The following is a 15188-nucleotide window of genomic DNA, read 5'->3' on the forward strand; positions in this document are numbered from 1 at the left end:
AGTTTGTTTTTTGTACTTTATTAATTTTGTATATAGTCATTGGTTATGTCCCAACAATCGATTCCTTCTTTTTTACTACTGCTTTTCGCCGGTTTTCTCAGCTCCTGTCAGTCTGCTAATCAACCCCTTTTTAGTTTGTTGCCAGCTGAAGAAACCGGAATTACGTTCGCCAACCAGATGGACGAAAAGGATACGCTGAGTATTTTGGATATTGATTATTTCTACAACGGCGGGGGAGTGGCCATCGGTGATTTTAACAACGACAGCCTCCAGGATGTGTTTTTTACCGGGAATTTGGTGGCTAACAAACTTTATCTGAACAAAGGAAACCTGAAGTTTGCCGATGTTTCGGACCAGGCGGGTATTGGTGGCGGAGGGAAATGGTGTTCGGGCGTGGCCCTGATCGACATCAATAACGATGGACTCCTGGATATATACGTCACCGCGACCATTCGGAAATCGGCCCGCGACCGGGAAAATATGCTGTTCGTCAATCAGGGCTGGAAGGGACAGAAAGACGGCGTACCGGTTTTTAAGGAAATGGCCAAAGCGTACGGAATTGCCGACGACAGTTTTACGACGAATGCGGCTTTTTTCGATTATGACAACGATGGCGATCTGGATCTCTTTCTGCTGACCAACATGGCGGAAAAATATCCGAATTCGTACCATCCTAAACTGGTCGATGGATCGTCGCCGACCACCGACCGGCTTTACCGCAATGACTTCGATCCGAAACTCGGCCATCCGGTTTTCACCGACGTGTCCAGGGAAGCCGGTATTCAGCTGGAAGGCTATGGCCTGGGGCTGAACATCTGCGACATCAACCGCGATGGCTGGAAGGACATTTACATCACCAATGACTTCCTGAGCGAAGACCATTTCTTCATCAACAACCAGAATGGCGGTTTTGGAAAACCGGCGTTTACCGACCAGGCCGGGCAGTTTTTCAAACACACCAGCCAAACCGCCATGGGCAACGACGTCACCGACCTGAACAACGACGGGCTGATGGACATTGTGGTGCTGGACATGCTGCCGAATGACAATTTTCGCAAGAAAATGTTCATCCCGCCGAACAACTACCAGACCTACCTGAACAACGAGGAATATAAATTCACGTACCAGTACATGCGGAATACCCTGCAATTGAATCAGGGTTTCCGGCCCGGTACCCGCGAACCGGTTTTCAGCGAAATCAGTCTGATGTCGGGCATCGCGGCCACCGACTGGAGCTGGACGCCACTGGCCGTTGATTTCGATCACGACGGTTTTCGGGATATTGTTGTCACAAACGGTTTTCCGAAGGATGTGACGGACCGGGACTTTATGCAATATTACGCCGATAACTCGTCGGTAGCGACCAACCAGTTCATGCTGGGCCAGATTCCGGTCATCAAAATCAATAATTATGCGTTCAAAAATAACGGCGGTAACCTGACCTTTGCGGATGTTTCCAAAGAATGGGGATTGATGACTCCGGCTTTTTCGGGCGGGGCCGCTTACGGCGATCTGGACAACGATGGCGATCTGGATATGGTGATCAACAACATCAACGATCCGGCTTTTGTCTACCGCAATAACCTGGTCGAACAAAAACCGCAACAGTCCAATTACCTCCGGATTCAGTTCAGGGGCAGCGAACAAAACCGCTCGGGGCTGGGCGCCTTTGTCGAACTGGCCTACGGAAAAGGCCAGAAGCAGATTTACGAACACACGATTTACCGGGGCTATTTGTCAACCGTTGAGAATTTCGCCCACTTTGGCCTGGGCAATTCGGCCACCATCGACGAAGTGCGGATTACCTGGCCCGCCCAGGATGGTAAACCCGGAAAAGCGCAGACGCTGCGGAATGTGAAAGCCAATCAGGTGCTGACCGTCGACGTTAAAAATGCGACCGAAACCGCAACGATTCCGCCAATCGCGCCCGTCGGAACGCTGTTTCGGGACATCACCGATTCGTTAAAACTCCGGCTTGTTCACCAAGAACCGGAATACATCGACTTCAACCAGCAAAAACTCTTGCCGCACAAATTCTCGCAATACGGCCCGGCGGTTTCGGCCGGCGACATCAACGGCGATGGTCTGGACGATTTGTTCATTGGCGGTTCGCGAACGCAAAAAGGCTCGTTTCTGATTCAGACGGCGGCCGGAAAGCTGGTTCAGCAGGATCTGCTTCCGGGAGCAACCGGTGAAGGAAAACCGGAAGAAGACATGGGAACGCTGCTTTTCGACGCCGATGGCGACGGCGATCTGGACCTGTATGTAGCCAGCGGGGGCGATGAAGGCGACGCCAACACGGCGGCTTATCAGGACCGGTTTTACGTCAACGACGGAAAGGGGCGGTTTTCGTTATCAACCCAAACGTTGCCGCCGAACCAGATCAGCAAGTCCTGTGTAAAAGCCGCAGATTACGATCGGGATGGCGATCTGGATTTGTTCGTCGGCGGCCGCGTGGTACCGAATCAATATCCCCGGCCGGTTTCGAGTTTTATTCTGCGGAACGATTCCAAACCCGGTTTGCCGAAATTTACAGACGTCACGAAAACCGTTGCGCCCGAACTGCAAAACATCGGTCTGGTGTGCGACGGTCTCTGGACAGACACCAATAATGATGGCTGGCCCGACCTGATGCTGGCGGGCGAATGGATGCCATTGACCATTCTGAAAAACGAGCAGGGGAGAAAGCTGAGCGCCACCTCGGGCACTCAACCGCTCAACCACTCCATCGCTCAATGGAAAGGCTGGTGGAATTCCCTCGTTGCAGCTGACTTTGACCACGATGGCGACATGGACTACATCGCTGGTAACCTCGGATTGAACACGCTGGCCCGCGCCAGCGAGCAGGAACCGCTACGAATTTACGCCAAAGATTTCGACAACAACGGTTTTTACGACGCCATTCCAACGGCGTTTTTTCCGGATGCCAAAGGGGAGCGACGCGAGTTTCCGTTTAATGGCCGGGAAGACCTGATCAAACAGATCATCTCGATGCGGGCGCGGTTTCCGCTGCACAAGGATTTTGCCGTGGCAACGATCGATAAACTTCTCAAGGAAGAAGAATTGAAGGATGCTATTGTGCTGGAGGCCAACTACATGAAATCAGCCTACGTGGAAAACAAAGGCAACGGCACGTTTGAACTGCACGACCTGCCAATCCAGGCGCAGACCGCCCCGGTTTTTGGGATGATTGCCGACGATTTCGATCAGGACGGTAACCCGGACGTGTTGCTGGTCGGCAATGATTTCAGCAATGAATTGCTGGTTGGGCGGCTGGATGCCCTGAATGGGTTGTTGTTGAAAGGCGACGGCAAAGGCGGTTTTACGGCCCTGAATCCTGAGTCCAGCGGTTTTTATGTTCCCGGGAATGCCAAAGGAATGGTGCGCTTATCGGGGGCGGGGAGTAGTGGAAAACCGGGTCAGTCGCTGATTGTTGCGACCCAAAACCGGGGGGCGATGAAGGTGTTCCGGAGTGCAAAACCAACGCAAACCGTTCGTCTCAAACCGACGGATGTAGCGGCTAACCTGATATACACCAACGGAAAGAAACAGAAGCTGGAATTCTATTACGGCCAATCGTTTCTCTCCCAATCAGCCCGGGAAATTGCCGTAGGCACCAACGTGAAGTCGCTGGAAATCACCGATTCGAAAGGGGCGAAGCGGGTGGTGGCGGTGCAGTAAAACGGTTTACGGTTTTCAGTTTACGGTGGGCCGTCGTTACGGTGGCTGACGCATTTAACGTATGCAATTGGCTAATAAAGAGTGAATGCGCTAGCCACCGTAAACCATAAACTGAAAACCGGTACACCGTCACTCTTCCTGGCCAATTACTTCGCTGAGCGGTTTGAGGTTTCCGGGAATGCGTTCGTCTTCCACGTACGGATAAATATCCAGGATCTTAGTGGTGTTGACGTCGGTCGTTTCGAATGGAATCAGCATGGTCCGCAAACTGATTTCAATACGCTCATAGGCCTGCTTCACATTTTCGGCATTGACAAGCATCTGATTGACAATGCGTTTCTCACGCCCTTTGTCGTCTTCCGTAATATAAACCACCTTGCATTTGAACCAGGTTTCTCCGCCCTCCTCAAAGTGGAACAGATCAGCCAGCCGCATGCGGGTGATGGCCGTCACCGTAAAGTCGGGTGTGTTAGCGGCCGTTTCCTTGTACAGCCTGGCTTCGGCGTCGGTATACGAAACGGCGTCGATCAGGTATGCTTCGTTGATGGTTTTGAATTTCCCGGTTGGGTCCTGTTGTTGGTAGCGAATTTTTCCCTGGTACCAGCTTGGCATAACTCGTTGATCTAAAAATTAATAGCGTTTTTTAAGAGTTATTTCGCGGAGTTGAGCGGAGGAAAGAGGAGATGAGCGGAGAGTTTTATTGAAAATTTTCTCTGCTTAACTCCTTTTTCCTCCGCTCAACTCCGCGAAATAATCACACGTTCAAAAGTACAGAAAAAGCCTATCTTTCGGTAGGTTCGACGGCTCATCCGGTATTTTGGTTGATTCGTCGGTGGGAAATTGCGGGAGCGTAGTTGCTATGCCATCTTTGTTCAAGAAATAAGCGCCATTGAAAATGAATGACTTAACCACCTGGCTACTGATCGCGGATGCACTGCCGGTTGAACCTGTAAAAAATTATTTACACCTGACTTTGTTATCTGTCGGTCTGCTGGCGCTGGTGACAACCATCTGGTGGCAAACCGATAAGGAATCGTACGAAGAAGTCACGGAAGATTTGCCGATCACGGCGTTCGAAAAGCTCGAAATCTGGGGCATGCTGAACGTGCTGGTCACCGACGGACCGACGTATTCGCTAACCGCCCGGGGGTCACGTCGCGCCATTTCCAATGTGAAAGTCCGGCTGCGCGGAAAATGGCTGAAAATTGGGTCGAGCTTTTTCTTCTGGCACCGCCAGTATGATTTGTTTCTGACCGTAACCACGCCCAATCTGAGTAAACTGGAGGTGTCGGGCGCGTGCACGGTTCAACTGACCGGTTTTAAGGAATTACCCAGTCTGGACATCGACATCACCGGCGCTTCCAACGTCTCGCTGGAGGGCGAGGTGCAGACGCTCACGATCGACATTACCGGCGCATCCCGCCTGACGCTGGTCGGACACGGCAACCAACTGACGGCCGATATCACCGGCGCATCGGCATTGCACGCACTAAAATATCCGGTCGAAGTCGCCACGGTCGAAGTGACGGGCGCCTGTACGGCCCAGGTCCACGCCATCCGAACCCTGAAGGCCGAAGCGACCGGGGCCAGCAAGGTCGAATACCACGGCGATCCGAGCGTGGATTTTGAAAGTGCCGGAGCCAGTTACATCAAAAAAGTATAGAACTCACCGTACCATGCGAAATAAAATCAGGCTTTGTATTTTACTGACGTTGCTGGCCTTACTGATTTATGGCCTGATGGACACGGAACCCAGTATTCCCATTGAAATCAAATTAACCATTATCAGCATTGTCATTGGCAGCGGATTGTTCATTTACATGGCTTTATCGTGGTTTATTCCCTACTTATTGAACCGGTCGGCGGAGCAGTTGTCGCCCCAGAAACTGGTGTCGCTGACAGTAACTTCCAGCGGAATTCTGGCGGCCATGACCGGTTTTATGGCCACCTGGGGAATCAGTTTCTCGTGGCATATTGCTTTTCGGGCGGTCGATTATTGCTCGATCTGTGGGTTGTTCGCCATCATTACGGCGGGAATCACGGCGGTTTATTCCCTTAAATCGTTCGTACAGCGCTGGAAAGCCCTTTTGTTGATGGAAGAGGGGCTGAAACAGGCGGTTTTGAAAGCCGAGTTCGAGTCATTGAAAAACCAGGTCAACCCACACTTTCTGTTCAATTCGCTCAACATTCTGAGCGCGCTGATTCCGGAAGATAGCGGAAAATCCGTGCAGTTTGTCGAGCGGCTTTCGAAGGTGTTTCGCTACAGTTTGCAGCATTCCGAGCAGAACACCATCGAACTGGCGACCGAACTTAAAATTGCCGAATCGTACCTGTTCATCAATCAAATGCGGTTTGGCGAAAGTTTCCGGTATAACGTCGACCTCTCCGAAGACGACCGGAATCGGCAGATCGTGACGCAGGGTTTGTTGACGTTGCTCGAAAACGTGGTTAAACACAACGAATGTTCCCTTGAAAAACCGCTCTGCATCCGGATTTACACCGAAAAAGATTGCCTCGTCGTGGCCAATGCCTTTCAACCCAAAAGCCGGTTACGGACCGATTCGACCGGAATTGGATTGAAGAATTTGAAAAACCGCTACGTTCAGTTAGCCGCCGATCGGCCGGTTGTGATCGAACAGTCGGACAAAGAGTTTATTGTTAAATTACCATTGCTATAAGGCGTTTGTTCGTTTAAAGTTTAGCGTTTATGGTATACTGGAGGTCATTTGTTTAATTAAAAAGGTCACAACAGGTACCTATAGGCTTTTAGCTGTAAACCCACAAACTATTTTTCTAAAGGTTGGAAATCGAATTACGGGAATGAAAATATTGATTGTGGAAGACGAGCCGCTGGCCGTCAAGCGAATGGAAGGGTTGATTCGGGAAGTCGCCCCGGATGCGGAATTGCTGGGAAAAATCGACACCGTGCGGGCGTTTATTCGCTGGTGGCAGACCAATCCGGCACCGGATTTGATTTTGATGGACATTCAACTGGCCGACGGGCTGAGCTTTGAGATTTTCCAGCAGGTGGAAGTCAAAACACCGGTTATTTTTACGACGGCGTACGACGAATACGCCTTGCGGGCGTTCAAGGTCAACAGTGTCGATTACCTGCTGAAGCCCATCGAACAGGAGGAACTGGCGAAAGCGATCCAGAAATTCCGGCACCAGCGGCAAACCGCCGATACGCAGCCTCCGGCGTCGGAAAATCTGGTGAAAATGCTGGAAGAGTTTGGGATTAAGCCCGTTGCGTATAAAAACCGGTTTCTGATCAAACAGGGGGGGCGGTTCGATGTCGTTGAAACTGCTGACATTATGTACCTCTATGCAGATGATAAGGTGGTTTTTCTGATTACGAACCAAAACCGCAAATACATCGTCGACGAAACGCTGGACGAACTGGAAGGGAAACTTGACCCGAAGCTATTTTTCCGCATTAACCGGAAGTATATCACGCATTTATCCGCCATCGAGCGCATCGAGCCCTACTTCAACGGGCGGCTGCGCATCTGGCTGAAACACCGGCCGTCGGATGAAGAAGTATCGGTAAGTCGCGAACGGGCCGATTCGTTCAAAACCTGGTTAAATACCTGAAAATTAGTTTAGTAAATTAAAAAAGGGTGTCATGACGTAAAGTTGTGGCACTTTTTTTTTGATCGTCTGTGATTTTTTCGTCCTTTCTGCGAATAATGAAGTAGAAGTTAGATGAGAGACAAGTAATAAAAGACAAACCCTGAAACTTAAATCTCTTGTCTCACTTCTCAGCTCTTTAATCTAAAAAAGATGAAATTACAACCGGAAAAAGATCAGTTTCTGGCACTGATTGAAGACCATAAAAAGATTATTTTTAAGGTCTGTAACTCCTATTGTAAAGATTCGGAAGACCGGAAAGATCTGGTACAGGAAGTGATTATTCAGCTTTGGCAATCCTATGGTCGCTATGATGAACAATACAAATTGTCGACCTGGATATACCGCATTACTCTAAACGTTGCGATCTCCTTTTATCGCACGGAACGTACCCGGAAAAGCCACACCCAGCCTATTCACGATGCTCTTATTGATATAGCCGAAGAAGCCCAGGAAGTAGAATCCGATAGCGGTTTACTTCATCGGTTTATTAATCAGTTGGATGAGCTTAATCGGGCGTTGATGATCCTTTACCTGGATGAAAAAAGTTACCGGGATATTTCCGATATTCTCGGTATTTCGGAAACAAATGTAGCCACCAAGATTAACCGAATCAAACAAAAATTAAAGCTACAGTTTTCCAAATTATAACAACAACCGCCATGGAACTGCACGAACTTCAGACAATGTGGAACGAGTACGATAAAAAGCTGGATAACAGCCTGAAACTAAACCGACAATTATTCCGGGAATTGAAACTGGATAAAGCCAAATCGAAACTTCGGAGTTTGATGCATGTAAAGATAGCGGAGCTGCTTGTTCAATTGATAATGGGCGGATTTCTGATCCGGTATATGGTACAAAATACCGGGAAATTACCGTTTATAGTAACCGCTTTTGTTTTGCTGGGATTCGTCGTGGTCGGAATGGTGTTGAGCTTGAAACAATTATTCATTCTTGAACAGATTAAACGGGGGTATTCCGGCGCAATTGCTCCCTTACAAAAGAAGCTGGAAAGACTTAAAATTCTGCTCGTTCAGTACGTGAAATGGTCTTATCTTCCTATACCGTTGTCACCTTTATTTACGGTTTTGGGAGCAGAAATTTGGTTTAATTACAACTTTTTTGCTACTAAAAGCGGAGACTTCTGGTGGTGGTGTTTCGGAGTTGGACTGCTGCTGCTTTCTTTTGTAGCCTGGCTGAATCATCAGTTAAGCCAGGCAACTATAAAACCGTTCTGGGTTAAAAACTTTCTGAATGGATCAGGCTGGAGTCAGATTAATGCCGCCAACGCTTTTTTAAAGGAAATCGAACATTTTGAAAAGGAAGATTAAGCGGTTTTACCGGTAATGAGTTCTGTTAATTTTCGTATCATGTCATTTTAACTGAAAAAAAATGGTTGCTGCCTTGTTTTTAATCGCCCTGAGTACGGAACCTAATCTGGTGCCCGATTCGGTAACGCTTGCCGCCGGAAAACAAGTTTATATGTCAACCTGCCAGGTTTGCCATCGGGAAGACGCAAATGGGAAAGCACCCAGCCAGATTGCCCTCAGTTTGATGACGCCCCGCGCCATCGTTTCTGCGCTGGAAACCGGAAAAATGCGGACACAGGGCGCCGGTTTGACGGCTGCTCAGCGCAAGGCCGTGGCCCAGTTTATAACCGGAAAGCTGCTGAAAGAAAGCCCGATTACCGAAAAAGCCTACGCGACTTTTTCGCTACCAGCCACTAAAACCGGTCTTGTACAGCACTCGGGTTGGGGGGGCGATCTTGCAGGTACCGGTTTTCGTTCGGCGCAAAAAGCCGGCCTTACTGCTGCCACTGTCGGTTCGCTGAAACTTAAATGGGCGTTTGCGTTTCCGGAAGCGACGCAGGTACGCAGCAAACCGGCGATTGTGGGCGATTGGCTGGTGGTGGGCAGTCAGTTTGGAGATGTATATGCCCTCCACAAAAGTTCCGGCAAAATCGGCTGGAGATTTCAGGCCGATGCCGCGATTCGGGGAGCCATCAGTGTGGTGCAGGACTCGCAGGGAATTAAAGCGTTTTTTGCCGACAACAGCACGAATGTGTATGCTGTGGATGTGAAAACCGGTAAATTGCTCTGGAAAGAACGGGCGGGCGAGCATCCGCAGGCGGCCAACACGGGGTCGGTAGCGGTTTACCAAAACCGGGTTTTCGTGCCCATCACCTCCATCGAAGTGGCGCTGGCCTTGGATCCAAACTATAAATGTTGCACGTCTTCGGGCGAACTGGTTGCGCTGGATGCCGGTTCGGGGAGACCACTCTGGCGGCATCGTGTTATTGCGGAACTGCCGAACGAAGTTGGTAAAAAGAAAAACGGGCAGCCATTTTACGGGCCTTCGGGCGCTCCGGTTTGGTGCAGCCCAACTGTTGATACGAAAAGGGGGCTGGTGTATATCGGAACCGGCGAAAACTACACGGCCCCGTCTTCTAACTCAAGCGACGCGATTCAGGCAGTGGATATGAAAACCGGCAAGCTGGTTTGGTCGTTTCAGGCAACGACCTCCGACACCTGGAACCTGGCGTGTCCGGGAAATCCGAATTGCCCCGAAAAGGTGGGGCCTGATTTTGATTTCGGGATGGCCCCCATTCTGGTGAAAGACGCCAAAGGAGTGGAGCGGCTGGTGGTGGGTCAGAAATCCGGCGAAGTGCATGCGCTGAATCCCGACAATGGCAAAATTCTCTGGCAAAACCGCATCGGGAAAGGGGGCATGCTGGGCGGAATTCACTGGGGAATGGCCACGGACGGGAAGTTTGTGTACGTAGCGAACGCGGATAATGTCTGGGCGATCGACCCGCGGGATTCGACCCGCAAAGCGGCCCCCGGCCTGTATGCACTTCAGTTAACGGATGGGAAAGTGGCCTGGTATACCCCAACGCCCTCGTGCGGGGAGAACAAAAATTGCGTCGCGGCCAATTCTGCGGCTCCCACTGTTGTTCCCGGTTTGGTGTTCGGCGGAACACTCGACGGCCATATTCGGGCTTACGACGCAACGAACGGTAAAATAGTGTGGGATTTCAACACCGTCCGTGATTTCCAAACCGTCAATGACATTCCCGGAAAAGGCGGTTCAATCGACGGGCCTTCACCGGTTGTTTCGGGCGGAATGGTATTCGTCAATTCCGGCTACGGCCAATTCGGCGAACTCCCCGGCAATGTGCTGCTGGCGTTTGGGGTGGATGAATGACGATTGACGGCTGACGATTGACCATTGTCGGCCGTCAATCGCCAGCGGTCAATCGTCGTTCGTCAAGCCTTATAAAACACCCACTTCATCAGCTCTTTATACGACGGTTTTTTGCCATACATCAGAATACCGACGCGGTAGATGCGGGCGGCCAGCCAGGCGGTTCCCAGAAAACCACCGATCAGCAGGGTTAATGACAAGATAATCTCCCAGGCCGGCACCCCAAACGGAATTCGGACCATCATGATGATGGGCGAGGTAAATGGAATCATCGACATCCAGAAAGCCACGGCGCCGTCGGGTTCGCGAATGACAAACTGCGCCATAATGAACGACAACACCAGCGGAATCGTAATCGGAAACATAAACTGCTGAACGTCCGTATCGCTGTCAACGGCGGAACCTACGGCCGCAAATAAGGCGCTGTAAATCAGGTAACCTCCAACGAAATAGAGCAGGAAACAGCCAATGATCAACGGCACGTTTAACGTACTGATGGCTTTAAGGACGCTTGCCACCGGACTGCTTTTCTGTTCGACCTTGGCTTTTTCGGTCGGTGGTGTTTTGGCCGCACCGGTTTGATTCGCCATCATCTCCATGCGATTTTGCGGTCCTACACTCTGGCCCAACAAATTCGATGCAACGGTCGAAATCCCAAACGTCAGCAGAATCCAGAGCAGAAACTGCGTTAAACCGACCAGTGCAACGCCGAGAATTTTACCCGCCATGAGCTGAAACGGTTTGACCGACGAGATGATCACTTCGACGATGCGGTTCGTTTTTTCTTCCATTACGCCCCGCATCACCTGCACGCCGTACAGAAAAATGGCAAAGTAGATGATGAAGGCGCAGAAATAGCCGATGCCGGTTGCTGCCCCGGAACTGCTGTCTTTTTCTCCTTCGTCGCTCAGGCTGTACGTGTCCGAAGAAACGTCAACTTTCGTACTTTCCAGCACCTTCCGGTCGATTCCGGCTTCGATCAGCCGAATGTTTTCGATTTCCTGTTCAACGGCTTTTTCAATCCCTCTTTTTACTTCCAGACTGACATTCTTTTCGGCGTAGATCTTTAAATCTTTCGGGTTTTCGAGAATGTCTTTCGGGATATGCACCAGCACGTCGTACCCGCTTTTGGAAAACTCTTTTTTAGCCGTTTCGACCGACGTATTGACCGGTTTGAAAACCAGCTCTTTGGTGTCTTTAAAAGTGGTACCAAACTTGCCGTTTTCGTCGATGACTTCAACTTTTTTCTGGTCGATGCCGCGCATGGCGAAAAAAACCGGAACCAGCCAGATGCAGGAAACCAGGATTGGCGTCACGAACGTCATCACCAGGAATGATTTTTTCTTGACCCGGACCAGGTATTCGCGTTTGAGGATAAGAAAGATGGTTTTCACAATTTAGTTTAGTTAGGTACTTCGCCGACGGCTTTGATGAAGATGTCGTTCATGGTTGGGATGTTTTCACCGAATGCCCGAACGCTGACGTGATCGATGAGGTCGCGGATCAGTTCATTCACAGCCGCATCGCGCGGAATCCGAATGTTGGCCCGCAGAAAACCGTCTTCAATCGGTTTTTTGTCCAGAACGGTATACGCTGGATTTATATCATTCAAAACGCCTTGATATTCAACGTGGTAAGTGTGGGTTTTGAACTGTTCCTTGATCGCTTTCTTCGGCCCGTCGAGCACTTTTTTCGAACGGTGAATCAGGGCGATGTGGTCGCAGAGTTCCTCGACGGATTCCATGCGGTGGGTCGAGAAAATAATGGTGCTGCCTTTTTCGCGCAGTTCCAGAATTTCGTCTTTGATGAGGTTGGCGTTGATCGGGTCAAAACCGGAAAAAGGTTCATCGAGAATGATCAGGTCCGGTTCGTGCAGCACGGTGGCCACAAACTGAATTTTCTGCTGCATTCCCTTCGACAGATCCTCAACATTTTTGGTCCACCACGTTTTGATGTCAAACTTAATGAACCACTCTTTCAGCTTTTCCATTGCCTGCCGTTCGCTAAGCCCTTTGAGCTGCGCCAGATACAGCAGTTGCTCGCCCACTTTCATCTTTTTGTACAGACCGCGCTCTTCGGGCAGATACCCGATGCGGCCGATGTGCTCGGGGCCGAGCGGCTTTCCATCGAAAAAGACTTCGCCTGCATCGGGACCGGTAATCTGATTGATGATGCGAATGAGGGAGGTTTTGCCAGCGCCGTTGGGCCCCAATAGACCGAAAATCTGCCCGCGCGGAATGTCAATGCTGACGTCGTCTAAAGCCCGGTGCTGGGCGTATTGTTTAACAATGTGACGCGTTTCGAGAATATGCATAGTTAGGTTATAAAAGCGGGGGTGCTACATGAACTGCGGTGTGAATATAAAGCCATCCCGTTCGGTAACGACTACTTTAAGGACAAATGGCCGCGAAACGGGTTTGTCGGAATAAATTAATGAACAATTAATAATGAACAAGGAACAAGGAAAGTCCGATTGGTTTTTCATTGTTAATTAAAAAGCCCGGGATTGCGGTTATCTAACCGCAGCCCGGGCTTTCAACAAGCAAGTATTCGGTTATCAGGCCTTCACAACGATCGTCTTAGCCCACTTATCGCCAAAGCGTTTGCGTTCGTCACCCAACACCATCAGGGCGTCGACTAACCCAAAAATCGGAATCATCAGCGACACCTGCCGGACAATGGCCGTACCGTAGTCTCCCACGATTCCCTGGCCGGTATCTTCTTTAATCACTTTAATTTTCATGAGTTTTTTACCAATGCTTTGCCCGCCCAGAAAACCGCCTACTTCGGGCAGAGCGTCTTTGGTAAGCTGATAGCCCAAGGCAATCAGATAAGCCAGAATAACCAGACGATAGCTAATGATGGCAAAGAGGAAAATAGGCACGTAAACGACAATGCCGTCGATCAGGGCCGCCAGGAAACGGGTTCCGGGATCGGCTTTGACAGACGTGGAAGGCGGATTGTACATGGGTTGCATAAAGAAGTAGTTTGATAAGGGTTAAGAGAAAGTGTAAAACGGGCCTAACCTACACAATGTCAGGGAACAAATCCAATGTTCCGGCTAAAATATTGTAGAGCAGGATATTCGGTGATTTTCGAAAAGAAAGTAGTAATGTTTGTTTTGATATTAAAAAGGATGTAAGATACTTGCAGCAAATTAGTTTTCACCGCATCAACCGGCTATGCAGAACAATCGATCTTTACTACTGATAACACTCATTCCCTTTACCCTGGCGGCTTTGCTGACGGTTTTGGCCGATCTGAACTGGATTGCCCTGCCGGCTACACTGCTGCTGGTGGTGCGCTGGCTGGCCATCATCGGGCTGGTTTATTACGCCATTCGTAAAAAATCGCTAACCACCTGGATTCTGATTTCGATGGTGGTCGGGGCCGAAATCGGCAACGATTTTCCGGAAGCGGCCGTCAACCTGCGGGTGTTGAGCCAGATTTTTCTCCGGTTAATCAAAACGATCATCGCTCCGCTGCTTTTTGGAACGCTGGTGGTCGGTATTGCGGGCCATTCCGATCTGAAGCAGGTAGGCCGGATGGGCTGGAAATCGCTGCTTTATTTTGAAGTCGTGACGACCATTGCCCTGTTCATCGGACTGGCTGCCATTAACATTAGCAAGGCCGGCGTGGGTATTACCTTGCCCGAAGCCAGTCACGAAAAACTGCCGGATGTTGCCAAACAGTCGATTTCGGACGTCATTCTGCATATTTTTCCCGAAAACGTTGCCAAGTCCATCGCCGACGGGCAGGTGCTCCAGATCGTCGTTTTCAGCGTGTTGTTTGCCATTGCCCTGGCCATTACGAAAGAACAATACCGGAAACCGGTTTTGCGGTTTGCCGAGAGCCTGTCGGAAGTGATGTTCAAGTTTACGTCCATCATCATGTATTTCGCTCCGGTCGGTGTGGGAGCGGCCATTGCCTACACCGTCGGGCACATGGGCCTGGGCATTCTGGTCAACCTGTTTCAACTGCTGGCTACCTTGTACCTGGCGTTGCTGGCATTTCTGCTTTTGGTGCTATTGCCGGTGGCGCTGATTGCCAAAGTGCCGATCAAAAAATTCGTTCAGGCGCTGATCGAACCGGTTTCGATTGCCTTTGCCACCACCAGTTCCGAAGCGGCCCTGCCGAAGGCGATGGAAGCCATGACCCGACTGGGGGTTCCCCGGAAAATTGTGGCCTTTGTGATGCCGACGGGGTACAGCTTTAACCTCGATGGATCAACACTTTACCTTTCGCTGGCATCGGTTTTTGTGGCCCAGGCCGCCGGGGTAGAAATGACGTTTGGACAGCAGCTTCTGATGGTTTTTACGCTGATGCTGACCAGCAAGGGGGTGGCCGGGGTTCCGCGCGCCACGCTGGTGATTCTATTGGGAACCTTGGCTTCGTTCGGCTTACCGGTCGAACCGGTTTTTATCATCCTCGGAATCGACGAATTAATGGACATGGCGCGGACTTCCGTCAACGTCATTGGTAATTGCCTCGCTACGGTTGTGATTGCCCGCTGGGAAGGGGAGTTCAACGAAAATGGCGCACTCGTCGAGGCAGAGGACGAGGCATTGCAGATCGAAGGCAAAGTCTAAACGCCAAGAAATGACCCCATTAACCGGATTGGTGGTTTGTTGGGCTATACGATAAATGTTCTCATAATTAATGAATTGGTA

Annotated in this window: 12 protein-coding genes; 8 read left to right on the forward strand and 4 right to left on the reverse strand. The window is 50.3% G+C overall.

What is annotated here, in order from left to right; all coding sequences use genetic code 11:
• The first annotated feature begins 135 nt into the window (after positions 1–135).
• Positions 136–3681 (forward strand): CRTAC1 family protein, encoded by a 3546-nt coding sequence (locus EHT25_RS20020; protein ID WP_310588765.1) that lies wholly within the window; start codon positions 136–138, stop codon positions 3679–3681.
• Positions 3682–3810: 129 nt separating this feature from the next.
• Here the strand turns inward: EHT25_RS20020 and EHT25_RS20025 are convergent, their stop codons facing one another.
• Positions 3811–4293, reverse strand: coding sequence for a DUF4494 domain-containing protein (locus EHT25_RS20025; RefSeq protein ID WP_124876894.1), 483 nt, complete (start codon positions 4291–4293; stop codon positions 3811–3813).
• Between the two features lie 283 nt (positions 4294–4576).
• On the opposite strand from EHT25_RS20025, the gene EHT25_RS20030 reads away from it, so the two are divergent.
• The 6 genes from EHT25_RS20030 to EHT25_RS20055 all read left to right on the forward strand — a co-directional run bounded on the left by EHT25_RS20030 (position 4577) and on the right by EHT25_RS20055 (position 10518).
• On the forward strand, positions 4577–5344 hold the full coding sequence (locus tag EHT25_RS20030) for a head GIN domain-containing protein (RefSeq protein WP_124876895.1): 768 nt from the start codon (positions 4577–4579) through the stop codon (positions 5342–5344).
• Positions 5345–5357: 13 nt separating this feature from the next.
• Positions 5358–6359 carry a sensor histidine kinase gene (locus EHT25_RS20035; RefSeq protein ID WP_124876896.1) on the forward strand — a complete coding sequence of 334 codons (1002 nt, stop codon included), beginning with the start codon at positions 5358–5360 and terminating at the stop codon, positions 6357–6359.
• A gap of 142 nt (positions 6360–6501) precedes the next feature.
• Positions 6502–7275 (forward strand): LytR/AlgR family response regulator transcription factor, encoded by a 774-nt coding sequence (locus EHT25_RS20040; protein WP_124876897.1) that lies wholly within the window; start codon positions 6502–6504, stop codon positions 7273–7275.
• A 189-nt stretch (positions 7276–7464) separates the two neighbouring features.
• Complete coding sequence (locus EHT25_RS20045) at positions 7465–7962, forward strand: RNA polymerase sigma factor (protein WP_124876898.1); 498 nt, start codon at positions 7465–7467, stop codon at positions 7960–7962.
• A gap of 11 nt (positions 7963–7973) precedes the next feature.
• Positions 7974–8645: a hypothetical protein gene (locus tag EHT25_RS20050; RefSeq protein ID WP_124876899.1), complete on the forward strand. Its 672-nt coding sequence runs from the start codon at positions 7974–7976 to the stop codon at positions 8643–8645.
• Between the two features lie 61 nt (positions 8646–8706).
• Positions 8707–10518, forward strand: a complete 1812-nt coding sequence (locus tag EHT25_RS20055; protein WP_124876900.1) for an outer membrane protein assembly factor BamB family protein — start codon at positions 8707–8709, stop codon at positions 10516–10518.
• Positions 10519–10580: 62 nt separating this feature from the next.
• On the opposite strand, the gene EHT25_RS20060 is transcribed toward EHT25_RS20055, so the two are convergent.
• The 3 genes from EHT25_RS20060 to EHT25_RS20070 form a co-directional block, all read right to left on the reverse strand.
• Positions 10581–11912, reverse strand: a complete 1332-nt coding sequence (locus tag EHT25_RS20060; RefSeq protein ID WP_124876901.1) for an ABC transporter permease — start codon at positions 11910–11912, stop codon at positions 10581–10583.
• An 8-nt stretch (positions 11913–11920) separates the two neighbouring features.
• Positions 11921–12832 (reverse strand): ABC transporter ATP-binding protein, encoded by a 912-nt coding sequence (locus EHT25_RS20065; RefSeq protein WP_124876902.1) that lies wholly within the window; start codon positions 12830–12832, stop codon positions 11921–11923.
• Between the two features lie 243 nt (positions 12833–13075).
• Positions 13076–13495: an RDD family protein gene (locus EHT25_RS20070; protein ID WP_124876903.1), complete on the reverse strand. Its 420-nt coding sequence runs from the start codon at positions 13493–13495 to the stop codon at positions 13076–13078.
• Between the two features lie 205 nt (positions 13496–13700).
• On the opposite strand from EHT25_RS20070, the gene EHT25_RS20075 reads away from it, so the two are divergent.
• Positions 13701–15107, forward strand: coding sequence for a dicarboxylate/amino acid:cation symporter (locus tag EHT25_RS20075; protein WP_124876904.1), 1407 nt, complete (start codon positions 13701–13703; stop codon positions 15105–15107).
• Positions 15108–15188: the final 81 nt, after the last annotated feature.

Source organism: Larkinella rosea, from assembly GCF_003858635.1.
GTDB lineage: Bacteria > Bacteroidota > Bacteroidia > Cytophagales > Spirosomataceae > Larkinella > Larkinella rosea.

Excerpts from the sequence above, each read along its gene's own strand:
- EHT25_RS20065 (WP_124876902.1), bottom strand. The coding sequence starts at position 12,832 with ATGCATATTCTCGAAACGCGTCACATTGTTAAACAATACGCCCAGCAC.
- EHT25_RS20025 (WP_124876894.1), bottom strand. The coding sequence starts at position 4,293 with ATGCCAAGCTGGTACCAGGGAAAAATTCGCTACCAACAACAGGACCCA.
- EHT25_RS20035 (WP_124876896.1), top strand. The coding sequence starts at position 5,358 with ATGCGAAATAAAATCAGGCTTTGTATTTTACTGACGTTGCTGGCCTTA.
- EHT25_RS20050 (WP_124876899.1), top strand. The coding sequence starts at position 7,974 with ATGGAACTGCACGAACTTCAGACAATGTGGAACGAGTACGATAAAAAG.
- EHT25_RS20030 (WP_124876895.1), top strand. The coding sequence starts at position 4,577 with ATGAATGACTTAACCACCTGGCTACTGATCGCGGATGCACTGCCGGTT.
- EHT25_RS20055 (WP_124876900.1), top strand. The coding sequence starts at position 8,707 with ATGGTTGCTGCCTTGTTTTTAATCGCCCTGAGTACGGAACCTAATCTG.
- EHT25_RS20070 (WP_124876903.1), bottom strand. The coding sequence starts at position 13,495 with ATGCAACCCATGTACAATCCGCCTTCCACGTCTGTCAAAGCCGATCCC.
- EHT25_RS20075 (WP_124876904.1), top strand. The coding sequence starts at position 13,701 with ATGCAGAACAATCGATCTTTACTACTGATAACACTCATTCCCTTTACC.
- EHT25_RS20040 (WP_124876897.1), top strand. The coding sequence starts at position 6,502 with ATGAAAATATTGATTGTGGAAGACGAGCCGCTGGCCGTCAAGCGAATG.
- EHT25_RS20045 (WP_124876898.1), top strand. The coding sequence starts at position 7,465 with ATGAAATTACAACCGGAAAAAGATCAGTTTCTGGCACTGATTGAAGAC.